The 18,184-nt window shown below is 64.3% G+C and carries 20 protein-coding genes; 10 read left to right on the top strand and 10 right to left on the bottom strand.

The annotated features are described in order from the left end of the window. Positions 1-56 precede the first annotated feature (56 nt). From V3330_RS06000 to V3330_RS05990, 3 genes are read left to right on the top strand one after another with little or no spacing between them, the layout of a single operon-like run. A complete protein-coding gene (locus V3330_RS06000; RefSeq protein ID WP_354694485.1) occupies positions 57-752 on the top strand; it encodes a hypothetical protein in 696 nt (231 codons plus the stop codon). Between the two features lie 10 nt (positions 753-762). Further along, positions 763-1,596: a TauD/TfdA dioxygenase family protein gene (locus V3330_RS05995; protein WP_354694484.1), complete on the top strand. Its 834-nt coding sequence runs from the start codon at positions 763-765 to the stop codon at positions 1,594-1,596. After that, complete coding sequence (locus V3330_RS05990) at positions 1,589-2,878, top strand: NRAMP family divalent metal transporter (RefSeq protein WP_354694483.1); 1,290 nt, start codon at positions 1,589-1,591, stop codon at positions 2,876-2,878. The genes V3330_RS05995 and V3330_RS05990 overlap by 8 nt, the downstream gene beginning before the upstream one ends. On the opposite strand, the gene V3330_RS05985 is transcribed toward V3330_RS05990, so the two are convergent. Genes V3330_RS05985 through V3330_RS05975 form a run of 3 tightly spaced genes read right to left on the bottom strand, consistent with a single transcriptional unit; the run spans position 2,869 to position 5,852 of the window. After that, positions 2,869-3,747, bottom strand: coding sequence for a fructosamine kinase family protein (locus V3330_RS05985; protein ID WP_354694482.1), 879 nt, complete (start codon positions 3,745-3,747; stop codon positions 2,869-2,871). The two genes, V3330_RS05990 and V3330_RS05985, sit on opposite strands and share 10 nt — an antisense overlap. Positions 3,748-3,779: 32 nt before the next feature. Continuing rightward, the gene (locus V3330_RS05980) at positions 3,780-4,244 is read right to left on the bottom strand and encodes a low molecular weight protein-tyrosine-phosphatase (RefSeq protein WP_354694481.1); all 465 of its coding nucleotides are present in this window, start codon (positions 4,242-4,244) and stop codon (positions 3,780-3,782) included. Between the two features lie 45 nt (positions 4,245-4,289). Beyond that, positions 4,290-5,852 carry an AbgT family transporter gene (locus tag V3330_RS05975; protein ID WP_354694480.1) on the bottom strand — a complete coding sequence of 521 codons (1,563 nt, stop codon included), beginning with the start codon at positions 5,850-5,852 and terminating at the stop codon, positions 4,290-4,292. A gap of 320 nt (positions 5,853-6,172) precedes the next feature. Here V3330_RS05975 and V3330_RS05970 point away from each other — a divergent pair, with 320 nt between their 5' ends. Then, on the top strand, positions 6,173-6,853 hold the full coding sequence (locus V3330_RS05970; protein ID WP_354694479.1) for a glutathione S-transferase family protein: 681 nt from the start codon (positions 6,173-6,175) through the stop codon (positions 6,851-6,853). 67 nt (positions 6,854-6,920) lie between these two features. Here the strand turns inward: V3330_RS05970 and V3330_RS05965 are convergent, their stop codons facing one another. Beyond that, positions 6,921-7,415, bottom strand: coding sequence for a cytochrome P460 family protein (locus V3330_RS05965; RefSeq protein ID WP_354694478.1), 495 nt, complete (start codon positions 7,413-7,415; stop codon positions 6,921-6,923). 101 nt (positions 7,416-7,516) lie between these two features. Here V3330_RS05965 and V3330_RS05960 point away from each other — a divergent pair, with 101 nt between their 5' ends. The 4 genes from V3330_RS05960 to V3330_RS05945 all read left to right on the top strand — a co-directional run bounded on the left by V3330_RS05960 (position 7,517) and on the right by V3330_RS05945 (position 10,573). After that, positions 7,517-8,071 carry a MarR family winged helix-turn-helix transcriptional regulator gene (locus V3330_RS05960; protein WP_354694477.1) on the top strand — a complete coding sequence of 185 codons (555 nt, stop codon included), beginning with the start codon at positions 7,517-7,519 and terminating at the stop codon, positions 8,069-8,071. 90 nt (positions 8,072-8,161) lie between these two features. Then, positions 8,162-9,022 (top strand): hypothetical protein, encoded by an 861-nt coding sequence (locus V3330_RS05955; protein WP_354694476.1) that lies wholly within the window; start codon positions 8,162-8,164, stop codon positions 9,020-9,022. Positions 9,023-9,141: 119 nt separating this feature from the next. Further along, positions 9,142-10,056, top strand: a complete 915-nt coding sequence (locus V3330_RS05950) for an NAD-dependent epimerase/dehydratase family protein (protein WP_354694475.1) — start codon at positions 9,142-9,144, stop codon at positions 10,054-10,056. A gap of 100 nt (positions 10,057-10,156) precedes the next feature. Further along, complete coding sequence (locus tag V3330_RS05945; protein WP_354694474.1) at positions 10,157-10,573, top strand: DUF6491 family protein; 417 nt, start codon at positions 10,157-10,159, stop codon at positions 10,571-10,573. Between the two features lie 16 nt (positions 10,574-10,589). Here the strand turns inward: V3330_RS05945 and V3330_RS05940 are convergent, their stop codons facing one another. From V3330_RS05940 to V3330_RS05925, 4 genes are all read right to left on the bottom strand, one after another. Then, complete coding sequence (locus tag V3330_RS05940; protein WP_354694473.1) at positions 10,590-11,570, bottom strand: PA2778 family cysteine peptidase; 981 nt, start codon at positions 11,568-11,570, stop codon at positions 10,590-10,592. A 40-nt stretch (positions 11,571-11,610) separates the two neighbouring features. Beyond that, the gene (locus V3330_RS05935; protein ID WP_354694472.1) at positions 11,611-11,988 is read right to left on the bottom strand and encodes a PA2779 family protein; all 378 of its coding nucleotides are present in this window, start codon (positions 11,986-11,988) and stop codon (positions 11,611-11,613) included. Positions 11,989-12,105: 117 nt separating this feature from the next. Then, the gene (locus tag V3330_RS05930) at positions 12,106-14,112 is read right to left on the bottom strand and encodes a CRTAC1 family protein (RefSeq protein WP_354694471.1); all 2,007 of its coding nucleotides are present in this window, start codon (positions 14,110-14,112) and stop codon (positions 12,106-12,108) included. A 22-nt stretch (positions 14,113-14,134) separates the two neighbouring features. Continuing rightward, complete coding sequence (locus tag V3330_RS05925) at positions 14,135-14,713, bottom strand: TetR/AcrR family transcriptional regulator (protein ID WP_354694470.1); 579 nt, start codon at positions 14,711-14,713, stop codon at positions 14,135-14,137. Between the two features lie 198 nt (positions 14,714-14,911). Here V3330_RS05925 and V3330_RS05920 point away from each other — a divergent pair, with 198 nt between their 5' ends. Further along, positions 14,912-15,463 (top strand): carboxymuconolactone decarboxylase family protein, encoded by a 552-nt coding sequence (locus V3330_RS05920; RefSeq protein ID WP_354694469.1) that lies wholly within the window; start codon positions 14,912-14,914, stop codon positions 15,461-15,463. 69 nt (positions 15,464-15,532) lie between these two features. Here V3330_RS05920 and V3330_RS05915 read toward each other — a convergent pair whose 3' ends face one another. Next, positions 15,533-15,946, bottom strand: coding sequence for an MgtC/SapB family protein (locus V3330_RS05915; RefSeq protein ID WP_354694468.1), 414 nt, complete (start codon positions 15,944-15,946; stop codon positions 15,533-15,535). Between the two features lie 146 nt (positions 15,947-16,092). Between V3330_RS05915 and V3330_RS05910 the strand changes: the two genes are divergently transcribed. Further along, positions 16,093-17,013 (top strand): pirin family protein, encoded by a 921-nt coding sequence (locus tag V3330_RS05910; RefSeq protein WP_354694467.1) that lies wholly within the window; start codon positions 16,093-16,095, stop codon positions 17,011-17,013. Positions 17,014-17,031: 18 nt separating this feature from the next. Here V3330_RS05910 and V3330_RS05905 read toward each other — a convergent pair whose 3' ends face one another. Then, the gene (locus V3330_RS05905; protein WP_354694466.1) at positions 17,032-18,087 is read right to left on the bottom strand and encodes a Leu/Phe/Val dehydrogenase; all 1,056 of its coding nucleotides are present in this window, start codon (positions 18,085-18,087) and stop codon (positions 17,032-17,034) included. Positions 18,088-18,184: the final 97 nt, after the last annotated feature.

Below are 18,184 nucleotides of genomic sequence, written 5' to 3'. Positions count from 1 at the left end.
GGTCCTCCCGGGCCCCGGCCCGGAGCGGAATCCGGACCGAGGAGCAAACCGGCAGCATGACCGTATCCGTATTTCTGAATTACCCCGGCCCGGAATCCGCGGCCGGGGCGCTGGAAAGCGCTTTCACCTCGGCCGCTCTCGACGGCCTTCGCTCCGCCAACGGACTGCGTTTCGTCGAAACGTACACTCCGGCGCCGGGAGCCGTGCCTGAATTCGACGAGGGAGACCGGCCAGCGCTGATCGTCGAACTGAACCTCGACGAACCGGAAGATGCGGCCGGACTGCTCGCCACAACGGAATTTCGGGACGCGCTCGGCATCGGCGAACACGGCCCGGCCACCGTGGATGTCTTCCACACCGCACACTTTCCATTGCCCGACCACATCGAGCCGCCGCCACGGACCGCCGCCCTGTCGTTCGTCGTGCGCTACTTCCGCCCGGCACCGGACGAGGCCGCCTTCATCGCCTTCTACACCGCCAACCACCCGATCCTGCTGGCTCGTTTTCCGGCCATCAGGAATGTACTGTGCTACCTGCCTGTCGGCATTGAACTTCCCGAAGGCGTGAACGATTCCGGCGCCTTTTTCGGCAATGAAGTCGTGTTCGACGACCTGGACGCCCTGAACGCCGCACTCGCCTCGGACGTCCTGCCCGAACTGCGGGCCGAAGGCAGGACATTCCCGCCTTACGGTCACAGCCGCCACCACGCCATGCAGCGCAGGCGGGTGCACAGCCGCGATTCACGAGATTGAGATACCGGCCTTGAATCCGTCAACCGCCCCGCTTTCCGACCTGGTCGGAATCGAGATCAACGGAGTTCGGCTGGATGCGGATTCCGGCCCTGAACTGGCCGGCGTGCTTGTACCGTGGCTTTACGAGCATGCGGTGGTCTGCATCCGTGACCTGCAATTGTCGCCGGACGCGCTGGCGCGATTCGGGGAATGCCTGGGGACGCTCATCCATCATAACGAGGAGAACCTGCGCCTCGACGGCCTGCCCGGCGTGATGTCACTGTCCAACGCGGATGACCGGGATGAACGCCAGTTGAACGGTGGCGCCCACTGGCATACCGACCTCGTACACAGCGAGGAGCCGGCCAGCTTCACCATGTTGAATGCGGTCGCGGTTCCGGCTGCGGGCGGCGGCACGATGTTCGCAAACCAGGTCGCCGCCTACGAGACTTTATCGCCCGACCGGCGCGAGTTGGCCGAATCCATCACCGTGGTGCATTGCTACGAAGGCCGGCGCGACGGCTCCATGCCCACCTTCGAATACCCGCTGGTGCGCCGCCACCCGGTGACGGGGCGCAAGGCACTGTACGCGGCGGCCGACACCGGTATCGGTATCGCCGGCATGTCCGACGAGGAAGCCCGCCCCCTGCTCGACGAATTCGCCGAATACGCCACTCAACCGCGCTTCGTTTACCTGCACCGCTACCGGCCCCACGACCTCGTCATCTGGGACAATGCCCAGTTGCTGCACAGCGCGGAGGTATTGCAACGCGCCGAAGGTGAAGCCACGCAGCGCATCATGCACCGGGTTTCGGTGCGCGGCTGGCCACAGCCGGCGCAAAATACAAGATCTGCCCATGGCTGATCGCGGAGGCACCGGCCTGGCGGCCAGTTTCCGCACCGCATTCGGTCCCGGTTTGCTGTTCGCCGGCACCGCCATCGGTCTTTCCCATCTCGTGCAGTCCACCCGGGCCGGCGCGGTATACGGTCTGGCCATCGGGGTGGTCATCCTGCTGATCCATGTCCTGAAGTATCCCTTGTTCCGCTTCGGCGCGTACTACACCGTCGCGTCCGGGGAATCGCTGATCGAGGGCTACAGGCGACAGGGCGTGTTCGCGGTGTGGCTGCTGCTGGGCGCGCTGCTGTGCTACATGTTCTTCGCCATGGGCGCGGTTGGCATGCTGTCCGCGGCACTGGTCAAGAACGTTTTCGGAATCGAACTCGACACCCGCCTGCTGGGTGCCATCATCCTCGGCGGCGGCGTAGTCTTCCTGCTGGTCGGCCGTTTTCACTGGCTCGACCGGGTCAACAAGGTGCTGGTTTCGGTGCTGGCCGTGTCGACCCTGCTGGCCGCGCTGTTCTCGATTCCCAAGCTGGAACTATCGCAACTCACGATACCGGCCGAGCGGATCGACCTCAAGCTGCTGCTGTTCGTGGCCGCCATCGGCGGATTCATGCCCGTGTCCACCGACAGCTCGGTGTGGCAGTCCGTATGGACCCTGGCCAAGGCCAAGGACGCCGGCGTTTGGCCGCGGTTGCGCGACGTGCTGATGGACTTCAATATCGGTTACTGGGGCTCGGCCATCTTCGCGGTCTGCTTCCTGATCATGGGCGCGGCGATGATGAACCGCGCCGGCATCGCACCGGCCGCGGAGGCCGTTCCGTTCGCCGAACAGTTGATCGGTCTGTACCGGGACGCCCTGGGAGACTGGGCGGTGCCTCTGATCGGCGCCTCGGTGATTTCCGTGATGCTGACCACCGCGCTGACCGGGCTCGACGCCCTTCCACGCGTGCTCGTCGCCATTACCCGCGTGTTGCGCGGGGAACCGGTGGGCCGCATCACGGAAGTCCAACTGGACGGTACGGCCGCCTACCGCCTGTACGTGGTCCTGCTCGCGGCCGGCTCGATCGCGGCGATCTATTTCCTGGCCGATTCGTTCCGTACTTTTCTGGATTTCGGCACCACCGTCGCCTTCCTGGTGGCGCCGGTCATCGCCATCCTGAACCACCGGTCCGTGTTCGGACCCGCCGTTCCGGCCGACCTCCGGCCGGGCCGCGGCATGTGGTGGTTCAGCATGGTCGGAATCGCCGCCTTCGTAAGCTTCACCGTCACCTACTTCGTGCTGCTGCTGGGCGGCTACCTGTAAGACTGAAGAATTCGCCGGGCCTGATCCCCATATCCGCCCCCGAACAGGTTGAAGTGGTTGATCACGTGGTAGAGCTGGTAAAGCGGCAGTCGCTCTTCGTGCCCGGCAATCAGTGGCGATGCTTCCGCGTAGCCCGCGTAAAATTGCGGGTCGAATCCTCCGAACAGCCGGGTCATCGCCAGTTCCGCCTCGCGATGACCGTAGTACACGGCCGGATCGATCAGCACCGGTTCGCCGGCCTCGTCCACCAGGAAATTCCCGCCCCATAAATCCCCATGCAGCAGGACGGGCGGCTCGATCGCCGATTCCAGCAGGTCACGGATGCGCGGTTCGGCCTGGTCCAGCAGACCCATCAGTTCATCGGCGCCGCGCCCGGCTGCCAAATCGCACTGGAAGCGCAGACGTCGTTCCAGGTAGAACGATGGCCAGTCACGGCCATCACCGGCATCGCCTTCACCTTGTACCAGCGGCGCATTCGGCTGCGGTGTGGCACCAATGTAGTTGTCCTGGTGAAACCCGCAAACCGGCGCACGGTGCAGGTGCAGGGCCGCCAGCGCACGTCCGAAGGACTCAAAGAAACCCGGAGGTCTGCGCCCTTCACGGATACACTCCAGGACAAGGCCCGCGGAATCCACCGCCAGAACCCGGGGGACGCGAATGGCGCCCGCCGCGTCCAGCTCACGCAACCCCGCGGCTTCCGCCTCGAACATTCCGGTTCCGCCCGAGACCGTCTTGACGAACACCTCGGTGCCGTCAGCGAAGCGGGCGATGGCGGCGGACGCAATGCAACCACCGCCCACGGCATCGACCACGACCGGCTCGCCGCGATCCAGCGTCAGCAGCAGGTTCAGGATTTCGGAACGGGCCACCGCGCTTGCCTACCCGGCGGGCCGGGAGACCCTCACAGGTGCCGGAGCAGGCCGCGGCAGGCGTCCTCGAGGATATCCAGCACTTCCTCGAAGCCCTCGTCACCCCCGAAATAGGGGTCGGGCACCTCGCCGGGACCGTGCTGTTCGCAGAACTCGCGCATCAGCACGACTCGCGCGCGACCGTTGCCGTTGCCCAGTGCGGTGACATTGCGCAGGTTGTCGTCGTCCATGGCCAGAATCAGATCGAAGCGTTCGAAATCATCGCTCACCAGTTGCCGGGCGATGCTGTCCAGGGCATAACCACGACGCTGCGCCGCGGCGCGCATGCGTTTGTCCGCCGGGTTTCCAACGTGCCAGGAACCGGTGCCGGCCGAGTCGATTTCGAAATCGCCCTCGCGCCCGGCCTCTGCAACGACATGACGGAACACGCCCTCAGCGGCCGGTGAACGGCAGATGTTGCCCAGGCAGACAAACAGTACGGAGTTCTTTTCAGACATGACTTCGCGGATTCTCCTGTCAGATTCGCGGCCGGTCAGAATACCTCAACCGTACTGATACGTGGCCTGCAGTCCCAGCGGCAGGCCCAAAGCCCAGTACGCCAGCAGGTAAAGGGTCCAGACCACCACGAAGGTCACCGAATACGGCAGCATCATCGCGGTCACGGTGCCGATGCCCGTGCTGCTCACATAGCGCTGGCAGTACACCACGACCAGCGGAAAATACGGCATCAGCGGCGTGATGATGTTACTGGTCGAATCCCCGACGCGGTAGGCGGCCTGGGTGAGGTCGGGCGAAATGCCGAGCTGCATCAGCATCGGCACGAAAATCGGTGCCAAAAGGGCCCATTTCGCCGAAGCCGACCCGACGAAGAAATTGATCAGCCAGGTCAACAGCACGATACCGGAGATCGTCAGCGGACCCGGCAACCCCAGGGCCTGCAGCGCGGCCGCGCCCTGCAGGGCCAGCAACACGCCCAGGTTGGATTGGGCAAACGCGTAGATGAACAACGCGATCCAGAACATGATCACCAGGTAGTAGGCCATGGACTCCATGGCCCGGGTCATTCCCCTGATGACATCGGCCGAGCTCTTGACCGTTCCCGCGGCCACGCCGTAGACCACGCCGGGCAGCAGAAACAGGGCGAAGATCAGGGCCACGATGGCACCCATCAGCGGCGCGCCCGGCTCGGTCAGCGAACCACCCGGCCCCCGCCACGCGGAACTTTCCGGCCATGCAGTGGCCGCCAGGGCCACGATGGCGATCAGCATCGACCACAGCGCCAGCCGCAGCCCGCGGCGCTCGCGCTCCCCGGAGTCGCCCATGGTCGGCAAATCCTCGCGATCGCCGTCGATGGCCTGCGAGGCCAGCCGCGGTTCGACGAAACGGTCGGTGATCACCCAGCCCAGCAGCACGATGAGCAAGGATGACGAAGCCGTGAAGAAGAAATTGTTCAGCGGATTGAGCGCCACACCGGCATCGAGGATCTGCGCCCCGGACTGCGAGATGCCGGCCAGCATCGGATCGATCGCGGACGGAATCAGGTTGGCGGAGAAACCGCCGGAGACCCCGGCAAAGGCCGCCGCGATTCCGGCCAGCGGGTGGCGGCCGGCGGCATAGAAGATCACCCCGCCCAGCGGAATCACCAGCACGTAACCGGCATCGGCCGCGGTATGGCTGATGATGCCGACGAAGATCACCATCGGTGTCAGCAGCCAGCGAGCCGTGACCCCGAGCATGGCCCGCAGGGCCGCGTTGATGAAACCGGTGTGCTCGGCCACACCGATGCCGAGCATGGCGACCAGCACGACGCCAATCGGGTGAAAGTGGGCAAAGGTCGTGACCATGGACGAGAAAAACGCCGCCAGCGAAGTTCCGGACAACTGGTTCACCACCCGCAGCGGTTCGCCGGTGCGCGGATCGATCACGCCGTATTCGATGAACGACAGGGCGAACGACAGCACCCAGACCGCCACCAGGAGCGCGATGAACAGGATGGCGGGATCCGGCAGGCGGTTGCCTACCCGTTCGATGGTTGCCAGGGCCCGCTGGGCCCATCCGGCCGGCACGGCGGCCGCGTCTGCTCGTTCGTTGGGGTCTGCGCTCATCTGGGACACTCCTTGGAAATCGCGCACAGTCTATTACCAATGCGGTTCGAATCACCAATGAGCCGGGCAAAACGGGTGGGCGCCATGGCCGACGATACCCCCGGACAAGTGTGTCACGGAATCCGGACTATACTTTCAGGCATCACCCAGACACAGGAAACCGGGGCGGTGGACAGACCCACGTTACGACCATGGATCGATTCCGCTCGTTTTCCTGGCCGCGGCCCGCTCCGTTCACGCTGTCCACGATTGTTTCCACCCGGCCGCGGGTGCGCCCTCGCGGCGCAATTCGCGACCACAATCCCTGACTGGACGAACCCATGATCACCGTTCATCACCTGGAAAATTCACGCTCGCAGCGCATCCTGTGGCTGCTCGAGGAGCTCGGCGTCGAGTACCGCATCGAGCACTACAAACGGAATCCGGAAACCAGCCTGGCGCCACCCGAACTGGCGGAAGTTCATCCGCTGGGTAAGTCCCCCGTGGTCACTGACAGGGGCATCACGGTGGCAGAGTCGGGTGCCATCATCGAATACCTGGTCGGCAGGTACGACGACGGGCGACTGTTGCCGGACGAAGGGACACCCGAGCGCCGGGCCTACACCTACTGGCTGCATTACGCCGAAGGCAGTTTCATGCCGCTGATGATCGTTTCGCTGATACTCAACCGCATCGACACGGCGAAGATGCCGTTCTTCGTCCGGCCCATCGCGCGTGGAATCACCGGCAAGGTGCGGGAGGGCTACCTGGACCAGAACGTGCAGCGCAACATGGACTTCCTGGAAGCCACCCTGGCGAAATCACACTGGTTCTGTGGCGATGATTTCACCGCGGCCGATATCCAGATGAGCTTTGCGCTGGAAGCCGCCGCGGTCCGAACGAATCTCGATGCCGGCTACCCCAACCTGTCGGTCTGCCTGGAGCGCATGCATGCGCGACCGGCCTACAAGGCCGCGCTGGACAAGGGCGGACCCTACCAGTTGATGGGGGGCGGCGACTGAACCGCCGGCCGGATATCCGGCCGGCGCTGAACAGGTTTCCTGGCTGGCACATCACTACCGTTTGCGTTCATTCACCATCGCGCATGGTACTGAACACGTACTGGGTGGACTCCTGCGGCGCATGACAGCCGAAACAGGCCGTCGCGGCATCCGCTCCGACCACCCGGTTCTCCGGGTCGCCGCCGCCGAAGCCCTCGAAGCCCCAGCCGCCGGTATCGCCGAAGCGCCCGGCATCGCGTTCCATGACGCCCACCACCTTGCGCGCCCCTTCGGTCAACGCGTTGCCGGCATCCTCGGCCGCCAGCAGATCGAACACGATGACGGCGCCGTCCGGAAACTGGCCCGTCCGGTAGCCCTGGACCGCGGCTTCGTTGGCGTAAAGGTGATGAATACCGCCGAAGGCACCGTACAGGGCGTGGCCTTCCTCGATCACCATACTCTTGACGTGGTGCCAGTCCCGATAACCGTCCGGATAAGCCACGGCCGCATCCTCGGCCAGCGCAACCATCCACGTACCCGCCATCGTGCCCGCCACCACCATTGCTGTCAGAACCCGTTTCATCTCACATCTCCTCCTGATTTTGCTTCGAGTCGAAGCATTTATAGTATGGAGTCGATACAAATACCTTGTCAAGATTTGCTTAGAGGCGATACATTAGGAACATGAATGCCTCCACCCTGCTGCTTGAGCGCCTGTCGGCGCTGATCCACCAGTCCGTTCGGAGCGAAGCCGCCCGGCACGGCCTGCTGCCCATGCACCTGCAGGTGCTGAGCTATCTGGACCGTGCCAACCAGTACAGCGACCTGCCCATCGCCATCGCCGAATATTTCGGCGTGACCCGCGGCACGGTATCGCAGACCCTCACCGTGCTGGAGCGCAAGGGACTGGTCGCCCGGGATCCGGATGCCCACGACCGGCGTCGCGTGCACCTGCGGCTGACGCCCGCGGCGCGAAACCTGCTGGCCGACAGCTGGACGCGCCGCGTGGACGAAACTCTGCGAGACCTGCCCGTGGAATCCGACCCGCTGGAACAGAATCTGCGCGCCCTGCTCACCGGCCTGCAACGACTCAACGGACAGCAGGCATTCGGCGTGTGCCACACCTGCGATCACTTCCTGCGTGAAGCCCACGGCGCCCGCTGCGGCCTGACCGGCGAACCACTGGCGGAGGAACAGACCTTCAAGCTGTGCCGGGAGTGGACCGGAACCACCGATTGATTTCTCCGTTTCCCCCCGTCTAACGGGTACCGGCAACCCGGGCTCGCGACCGCGGCTCGATCGCCGCCCCAACCGACAGGAGGAAACCCGATGATCGACTCCCAGACACCTGCCAGACTCGCCTGTCCGATCCTCGGCCTCGCCATCGCCGCCGCCCTGGCCGTTCCGCAATCCGCCACCGCGGAGTTCGACGAGACCCAGGTCTTGATCGAAATCAACGCGACCGACGGAGATGCCGGTTTTCACGCAAAGTTCGACGCCGGCGCCTGGAAGGAAGTCCGCATGAACGACCCGGACGGCATGAAGCTCCTCGATGAAAAGGCATTCGCCAATCTGCGCCTGCAAGGTCTGACCGAGAACTTCTTCGAGAGCGCCGAACCGGTCTGTGACCCCGAAGACTCCGAGGACGACGAGCCCGTCGTATCCCTGGCCGAATTCATTTCACGATTTCCGGCCGGTGACTACACCCTGTTCGGCAAGACCAACGAAGGTGAACACTTCGCCGGCGACGCCGAGCTCACCTACGACCTGCCGGCCGCGCCCGACATCGACGACACGGACGGCGCCGCTTTCGTGGACGGCGACCCGGTCGTCATCGCCTGGGGACCGGGCGAAGACCTCGGGGAAAAATGCCACGACCCCGACCTGATTGAAGCCGAAATCATCGCCGATCCCGCCGAAGTGGTCGTTGTCGGCTGGGAAGTGGTGGTTGAACCGGCGGACGGCGACGGCATCGAGCCCGAACGGGTGTTCAGCGTGCAGCTTCCCCCCGGCCAGACGGAAGTGACGGTGCCCGCCGAATTCATTGAAACGTATATCGACGTGAACGACGTCGAGGAATTCAAGTTCGAAGTCGGCGCAATCGAAGCCAGCGGCAACCAGACTTTCTCCGAAGGGGAATTCTGCATCGTCGACGAAGCCGGCGAGGAATGCGAGGAAGACGAAGACTGATCGGGGCATGTGATCGGTGTGGGGCCTGAAGCCCATCCGGGCCGCGGGACAGCGGCCCGGTGGCTTCAGGATTCACGGGGGTTGTCAGCCTTACCGGACTGCTGAATACTCTCGACCCCATGAACGTTCTTCTGACGGGTTCCTCGGGCTGGCTGGGCCGTTCCCTGGCGCCACTGCTGCGCTCACTCGGGCACCAGGTGGTCGGCGTGGACCCGGTGCCCTCCCCCGACACCGAGGTGACGGGTTCGGTCGCCGACGGCAAACTGATCCGCCAGCTCGTATTCGATCACGGCATCGACGCCATCATTCACGGCGGCGCGCTGCACCAGCCCAACATGGCGACCCACCCGGTCGACGACTTCGTCGCCGTCAACGTACAGGGCACGCTCAACCTGCTCTCGGCGGCGACCGAGGCCGGTAGCCCGGTGCGCCGCTTCGTGCACACCTCGACCACGTCGCTGATGATTTCGGCCGAATTGCGGGCCGGATCTTTCGATCATGCCTTGTGGATCGACGAGGATCTGCAACCGCTGCAGCCGCGCAATATCTACGGCGTGACCAAGTTGGCGGCGGAGCACCTGTGCCGCATGCACCACGAACAATTCGGCCTGCCGCTGATCGTGCTGCGCACCGCGCGGTTCTTTCCCGAAGAAGACGACCGCTTGCACCTGATGGACCAGTCGGACCGGAACGCCAAGACCAATGAACTGCTGTACCGGCGACTGACCGTCGACGATGCGAGCGCCGCGCACGTGGCCGCGCTGAACCGCGCCGAAGAGGTCGGGCACGGCACCTACATCGTCTGCGCGCCGACGCCGTTCCGGCGCGAGGACTGTGACGCGCTCATGCGGGATGCCCCGGCGGTGGTTGAACGCTACTTCCCGGAATACAGGCCCATCTACGAGAAACTGGGGTGGACCATGTTTCCCTCCATTGACCGGGTCTACGACGCCGGCCGGATCGAACGGGAACTGGGCTTCCGCTGCCGTACCGATTTCGGCGCCGAACTGGCGCAACTGGCGAACATCATCTGAAACCTTTTGCCGTCAGGGGCGGTCGAAAGACCATACCCGTTCAACAGGGGCGGCCCGGCGGCTTCCGTCCGCCAGGCCGGCCCCGAGGCAACAATACGGCATGAACATTATTTCGATTGTGAGCAGATATCTGCTGATCCTGGCATCGGTACTGGCACTGGCCGCGTGCGCAAGCACACCGCCGGAAAAACTGACTCTGAAGCAGAAACTGGAACAGCGGCACTACACGGTCGGTGAATCCGTCGAACGCATTCGCAATTACCGGCTGAATGGCTGGAACAGCATCGACGAGAAGCACCTCATCATCCACACCGGTCCGTCGGATTCCTACCTGATCACCTTGCGCAACCCCTGCCACAACCTGCGCTCGGCGGAGAACATCGCGATCTCTTCGACAACCGGCAGCGTGACCCGCATGGACAAGGTCATGGTGCGCGATCGGCCGAGTGGATATGTCGAGCATTGCATGATCGACAGCATGCACGAACTGAACAAGCTGCCCGAGACCGCTTCCTGATCCCGCGCCGGTCGGGCTACTGCCAGGCGTCTTCGGGCTTCCCGTCCGAACCCGGTTCGACCTGGCGACATTCGGCGGACCCTTCGTCCGCCGCACGGGCCTCGTTCCGGGTGTCTTCAAGCGCCGGCCGCAACGGATCATCGGCGGGCAGATCAGCGAGCGCCCGGTCGATTTCCAGCCGCGCCTGCGTGACGCAGCCGCGCTCGAGCAGCAGATTGGCCAGGTTGTTACGCGCTGCCGGGTGCGCCGGTTCGAGTTCCAGCACATGCCGGTAAAGTTTCAGCGCGCCCGCCTGGTCACCGGACCCGTAATGGAAATTCGCGGCGGCGAACAGCAACAGGGGGTTGTCCGGCCAGCGTGCCAACCCGGCCTCGTAACCCGCCCGCGCGAATTCCGGGTCGATCCGGCCTTCACTGGCCGCCAGTGTGCGTACCCACCCGTCCGCCGAAGCCGAGGCCGGCAGTTCACCCTCATCGAGCACCACGAAACCCCAGCTATCGGCCAATGACCACCGGTGGGCGAACAGACCGGTCGGTGTCTGGCGGCGCTCCTTGCGGCCCGAACGCAGCACGAACCGGTCGCGCCCGGGCAGGTAACCGACCACGACGGCGTAATGCCACTTCGGCCATCGCCTGAAGGCGAGATTCTGCAGCACCAGTACCGGCCGCCCGGCCTCCAGTTCGGTCAGCAGGGCCTCGACATCACCTTCGATCAGGTAGGGCAGGCGGCCGTGCCGCCGGGCCGCCGCGACCAGCTCGATCTGCAGGCTGCCCTTGCGGTCCGGGATGAAGACGTCCGAGGTGATATCGGCCGGCAGAATGTCGAGGCCGCTGTCATTGAGCACGGTCGCCAGCGCGGCGGGACCGCACTGGTAAGCGGTTTGAGCGAAAAACGGAACGTCCGTGAGTTCCACCGGCGCAGACCGCAGGGGCGGCCGCGTCGAGACGCAGCCGCCCAGCACGATCCCCAGCACCAGCAAGGCCGCGCCGAGCCGCATGAATCGGCCGAGCCGGCGCCCACCGCAACCGCTGATCGGGTCAGGCCTTGTTGAATATATTGATAACGCCTGTCAGCTCCAGAATGATCAGCACCACGAAAACCGCACCGACCAGGGCCAGGAAACCGTCGCCACCGGCCGGCAGTGATTCAAGCTGTCCGGCCAGTTGCTGAAGTTCCGCATCCGACAGGGCATCCACGCGTTCCAGCGCAGCAGCCGGGTCCACTCCCATCGCGACCAGTTCATCGCGAACATCGGCTCGCGCCAGGACCGCATCGACGGTGGCGACCAGTGAAGCCCGATCCTGCACACCCAGATAATCGGTGGTGCCCACCATGGCGGCGTGTACCGGACTCAAAACCTGTGCCAGCAACAGGCTGATGGCGACGAGGTGTGAAACGATCCTTCGAAACTTCATGAGACTCTCCTTTGCGATGTGTTCCGGGCCCGGATCCGTCCTGCGGGCCAGCGATTCTCCAGGCCATTCATCCGACCACTCCGTTGACACCGGGATGACGCGAACGTCCGGACCCGGTCATTGAACCACAGCCGCCTCGCAGCGCGCGACGTTATCCGATGCGAGCCGCTGTATCGGCACCACACCCTTGCGGCCAATGGACGGAATATCGTAGCTCACCGTACCCGCGCTGCAACTGCTGAATTCCAGCACGATTTCACCGTCGGGCTGCTGGGTCGGGGATGGTGACCCGGCGTCGAAGACACCGCCACGGGTCACCTCGATGTCCAGTACCGCCTGGTGGCCCGCGTAGTCGCCGAAGGCCGTCAGCCAGCGTTGGCCGGGGCCACCCAGGCTGGCCTGGACCGCAGCGTCCGGACGTTCGGTGTCGTAGGTGAACCAGGCCAGAAACACCTTGCCCAGGGCCGGCAGAACGGTCACGAAAAAGCCCTGGCCGGACGTGTCGGGATTGAACCAGGCATCGTTGAGCCCCGCATTGATGGTGAACGGAGATTCGGATTCCACCGTCACCACCTGTCCGGCCGCCACTTCGCCCATCACGGTCTGGCGGCCATCGGGCCAGACCACCCGAACCTCGTCAGCGTGGTCGTACGGCCCGAGCCCGAAGAAAGCCTCGGCCGGCTCCTGGCCCAGCGTGCTGGTTCCGGCGCGGATCGCCCGCATCAACTGCAGCGGGCCGGCCGTGACATGCACTTGCGCACCGATGGCGAAGTGATTGTTGCCCGGCATCCGAGGGCGTACCACCAGGTAGTGACGCTGCGACGCGGCCGTGTCCGGCTGATTGTCCAGCAATTGCAGATCGCCCACGCCCTGGGCCGTCTGCAGCAGATCCAGGTCGCCATCGCGGTCGTGGTCGAACGCAATCAGAGATGCGCCGATGAACGTATCGTCGAACCCGACCGCCTCGGAAACGTCCTCGAAGCTCACCGGGTCGTTGGCGAGATTGCGGTAAAACAGGGAGGGGTCGTCGCTCCACTGACCGACGGTCTGGCCGTTGGTGGCCGCCAGATCCAGCCAGCCATCGTTGTCGGCGTCCAGAAAGGTCGTGCCCCAACCCCAATACCCTTCGTCCACCCCGACAGCCTCGGCGATTTCAGTGAACGCCAGTGCATTGCCCGTGGAATCGTTGCGCAGGAAGACGTTGTGATCCCCGTTGCGGGTGATGTTGGTGACGTAGAGATCCATGTCGCCATCGTTGTCGTAGTCGCCCAGCGCGATGCCCATGTCCGTCATCGCATTGCCGGTACCGGCTTCCTGTGAGCGGTCAACGAACGTGCCGTCGCCCTGGTTGATCCACAGAAAATTGGGCGTAAAGAAGTCGACCGCGACATAGATGTCCTGCCAGCCGTCACCGTTGAAGTCGTAGAAAATGGCCTGGTGGTGTTCGAATGTCTGGTCGGTGAGTCCGGCCGCCACCGTGACGTCGGTGAAGCTACCGTCCCGGTCATTCCGGTACAGCCAGGCGCGCCCGTTCCAGTCGTTCACGTACAGGTCCAGCCAGCCGTCGTTGTCGATGTCCCCGGCCGCCAGGCCGCTGCGGTGCGCGTTGGCCCGGCCACCCCAGCTCGCTTCCAGGCCGCTGCCGTCGGTAACGTCCTCGAACGTGTGGTCATGCCGTTGGCGATACAGGCGGAGATTTTCAGTTTGTTCACAGACCCCGTCGGACAATGGGTCCGTGCGACAATCTCCACCCACCACCAGATCCAGCAGGTGGTCGCCATCGAAATCGAACCACAGCGCGGCGCGGTGATTGTGGGTCAGGGTGAATCCGGACGCGTTCGACACGTCGCTGAACTGGCCGGAGCCGTCATTGCGAAAAAGCAGATCGGACTTGCCCTCGGCCGTGGGCACGAACAGGTCGATGTCGCCGTCATTGTCGTAGTCCGCCGCCGCCGCGCCGCCCACCGGGCCGACTGCCATTGCATAACCGCCGAGCCCGCGCGCCAGGCTGACTTCCTCGAATGCCCACTGCGCCACCGCCGCCGGCACCCACGCCAGCAGCAAGGTGCCGATCGGGAGCAAGAGAAAGCGTCGAAGTCGAATCTGCCGTGCCGTCCGCGTCATCACGCAGCGAAGGATACTGCAATCAGGCTTCGATGACAGAGCCGGACAGGGCGTGGTCGATCAGAACGGCAGCGGCCTGACGGGCGGACTCCGCCGCCGACGGATTGCCGGACACCTGGGCGGTGACGATGGCGCCTTCCAACAGCAGCGCCAGCGCGTCGGCGAGTGCCGGGGCATCGGGTGCGCCGGCCTCACGCGCCAGGTCCTCGATGTAGCCGCGCATCAGTTGCTTGAACTGCCGGCATACCCCGCGAATCGGCGTGTCGGGTTCCGCGTACTCACCCACCGCGTTGATGAACAGGCAGCCGAAGAAGCGATTGCTCGCGAACCAGGCTTCGGCCACGTCGAAAATCGCCAGGAGCCGCTCGCGCGGCGTGTCGGCGGCGGCTTCCACCCCCTTCATGAACTGGTTCCGGAACAGACCGTCATGGTGCCGCAGCGCGGCCAGGATCAGCTCCTCCTTGGACCGGAAGTGGTGGTACATCGTCTTCTTCGACACCCCGGCCGCCTCCGCAATCCGATCGATGCCCACGCCGTGGAAACCGTGCTCATTGAAGAGTTCGACGGCCGTCTCGATCAGTTGCAAGCGTTTTTTCGACATAGTAGAAACCGATTAGTTACTTTATTTGACGCGAAATTTGATGGTATTTTGCTTTAATTATCGGCATTTATCAATAATTTCGAATCTTTTATAAATATCCACAAGAAATTATGGGTTGACAAACGATACCGATCTGTTTACTTTTACGCCCGAAAGTAAACAGATCTGTTTACTCTATCAACAAAAGGAGATACTGAAATGCCCACAATCAACCCCGTCAACGCGAGCGCCGGCTCACCCGCCGCCGAGATTCTCGGTGCGATCAAGTCGAAAATCGGCATGGTGCCTAACATCTACGCCACGATGGCGCATTCCCCTGCTCTGCTTCATGCCTATCTCGGCTACGGCGAAGGGCTGGGCCAGGGCGTGCTCGGCGCCGCTTTGGCGGAGCAGATCGCTCTGACGGTCGCCGGCGAGAACGGTTGCGACTACTGCGCCTCGGCGCACTCGGCCCTGGCGCGCGGCGCGGGCGTCGCGTCGGACGAAGCCACCCGCAATCTGCGTGGCGAAGCCAGCGACCCGCGGACCGCCGTGATCCTCGACTTCGTGCGCAAGGTGGTGAAGAACCGCGGTCACGTCGAAGCCGCCGACCTGCAGGCTCTGCGCAACCGGGAGGTCAGTGATGCCGAACTGGTGGAGATCATCGCCCACGTCGGCATGAATCTGTTCACCAACTACTTCAACCACATCGTCGACACCGACATCGACTTTCCGGTAGTGCGGACCGACCCGCAGAGCCGGGCCGCCTGAGGAAAGGCACACGAACCCCGGGCGTCCACGCGGCGCCCGGGCTTCGAGAGCGCCGTTCGCGCCCGCCCGTTACTTGAGGCGTTTGACGTAACGCAGGGTGATGAAATTCAGAATGGCGAGCACCAGGGCGATCTCGTACCGGTGATACGCCACGGCGATGCCGATGGCGCCGGTCATCCACAGGCTGGCCGCCGTCGCCGTTCCCGCCACGGTGCCGTTGCTCTTGAGGATGGCGCCACCGCCGATGAAACCCATGCCGGTTACGATGCCATAAAGCACCCGCGACTCCGCGTCGGTCGTGTCCAGCACCTGGATACCCACCAGCATGTAGCCGCAGGCGGCCACCGACACCAGCGGAAACGTTCGCAGGCCGGCACTGCGGGCTTCCTGTTCACGATCCCAGGCAACCGGCAGGGCCAGCAGGTAGGCGATCCCGATCTGGCTGAGGTGGACGAATACCGTCTCCAGGTTCAATCCCGGCATGGGCGGCTCCTGATGGGCGGGCGGTACCGGCATTCTAGCAGGCACTCCCGGCTTGCCGAAACGGCGCCGGTTACTGGTGGCCGCGGCTTTCATCCCTGCAACCGGCACGGCAGAATAAACGGACCTTCCCGCAGTGAGACCCACCAATGAGCCGTTATCCCGACCGTGATCCCGAATGCACCGAAGCCACCCATCCCGGACCGGTCGAGCTGACCATCCGGCCGCGCGACCATGACCTGGGCGGGTTCAGCGTGCGTCGTGTACTGCCGGCGCCCCGGCGCCGCATGGTGGGACCGTTCATTTTCTTCGATCACATGGGACCGGCGGAATTCCCGCCCGGGGAAGGCATCCAGGTGCGGCCGCACCCGCACATCGGGCTGGCCACGGTCACCTACCTCTTCGAGGGTGAGATCATGCACCGCGACAGCCTGGGTTTCGTGCAGCCCATTCGCGCCGGCGCCGTTAACCTGATGACCGCGGGGAGCGGCATCGTTCATTCCGAGCGCGCCGGTGACGACGTCGCGACGACCTCGCGCCTGCATGGCATCCAGTCGTGGATGGCGCTGCCGGACGGTCTGGAGGAATGCGATCCCGGCTTCATCCACTACGCAGCGAAAGATCTGCCGGAGTTCAGCGTTGGCGCGGCCACGGTACGGCTGATCATGGGTGAGGCCTGGGGACAGCGCTCCCCGGTCCATCAGCATTCACCCACACTCTACCTCGAATGCAGAATTCCGGCCGGCGCCGAACTGGATCTCGAACCGGCCGGGGAATTGGCGGTTTACGTGGTGGCAGGCGCGGTGACCACGGCACCCGGTGGCCAGGATTCAGACACCCTGGACTCCGGCACGCTGGGCGTGGCCCGTGCCGGAACGGGCCTGAGCCTGAAGGCCGATGCGGACGCTCATGTCATGGTCATCGGCGGCTCACCGGTGGGCGAGCGCCATATCTGGTGGAACTACGTCTCCGGGTCACGCGAACGCATCGAAAAGGCCAAATCCGACTGGCGGGACGGACGTTTCGACAAGGTCCCGGGTGACGACGAGTTCATTCCGCTGCCGGACTGAGTCCGGCCGGCGCGAAGCTCAGGCGCCCGCGCCTTCAGCGACGATCCGCCGCGCCCACGCATCAGCCACCTCACTGGTGGGCCGGCCGCCGGATCGCGACTCCTCGAAGATTTTCGTCAGGCGTTCGGGAATCCGGTGAATGGCCTCACGCAGGTCGGCTTCGCTGGCGCCACCGTGATATTCCAGACCGCAACTGATGATGCCGCCGGCATTGATCACGTAATCCGGTGCGTAGAGAATCCCACGCTCCGTCAGCAATCGGCCGTCGTCTTCCGTGGAAAGCTGATTATTGGCCGCGCCCGCGATCACACCGGCGCGAATACGCGGAATCGAATCGGCATCCAGGATGTTGCCCAGCGCGCACGGCGCCAGCACATCGGCATCGGTGTAGAGGATGTCGTCCGGCGACACCACGGTGACCGGCAGTTCGCTGCGGGCCCGGTCGAGATTGCGCGCATTGACGTCGGCCACCTGCAGTTCGGCGCCGGCCTCGTTGAGATAGCGGCACAATTGCATGCCAACGCTGCCGACCCCCTGCACCGCCACGCGCAGACCCTTCAGGTCGTCTGAACCGCGCGCGAAGGCCACTGCGGCCTTCAGCCCCAGGAACACACCCATGGCCGTCCACGGACCCGGGTCGCCGCCGGCGGATTGCTCGACCGGTGGCAGGCCGGAAACGTACGCGGTCTGTTCCCGCACCAACCGCATGTCCTCGACCGTCATGCCCACGTCCTCGGCCGTGACATAACGCCCGCCCAGTGCTTCCACCGCCCGGCCGAACGCAGCCATGAGCTCGGGCGATTTCGGTGCGTCTTCGGATGCCAGAATCACTCCCTTGCCACCGCCGAAGCGGACCCCGGCGACCGCGCTCTTGTAGGTCATGCCGCGCGACAGGCGCAGTGCATCGGTGAGCGCTTCGGCGTCACTGGCATAAGCCCAGCGGCGGACACCGCCACCAGCCGGCCCGAGCACGGTGGAGTGGATGGCCACAATGGCCCTGAGCCCGGTGTCCGAATCACTGAACCAGGTGATGGACTCGTGGTCATCGAATTCGGGATGGTCGAATACGCTCATGCAGGTCGCCTGCTCGGGTGTTGGGGCCGCGATTATAACGGCTCACAAATGGCGTACCCAGCCCGAAACAGGTATTTTCAGAGAATTCCGATACAAT

This window comes from Elongatibacter sediminis (genome assembly GCF_037892215.1).
In the GTDB taxonomy this organism is placed as follows: domain Bacteria; phylum Pseudomonadota; class Gammaproteobacteria; order Xanthomonadales; family SZUA-36; genus Elongatibacter; species Elongatibacter sediminis.
The sequence above is the reverse complement of the archived record's forward strand: the minus strand, read 5'-3'. Positions and strand labels throughout refer to the sequence as shown.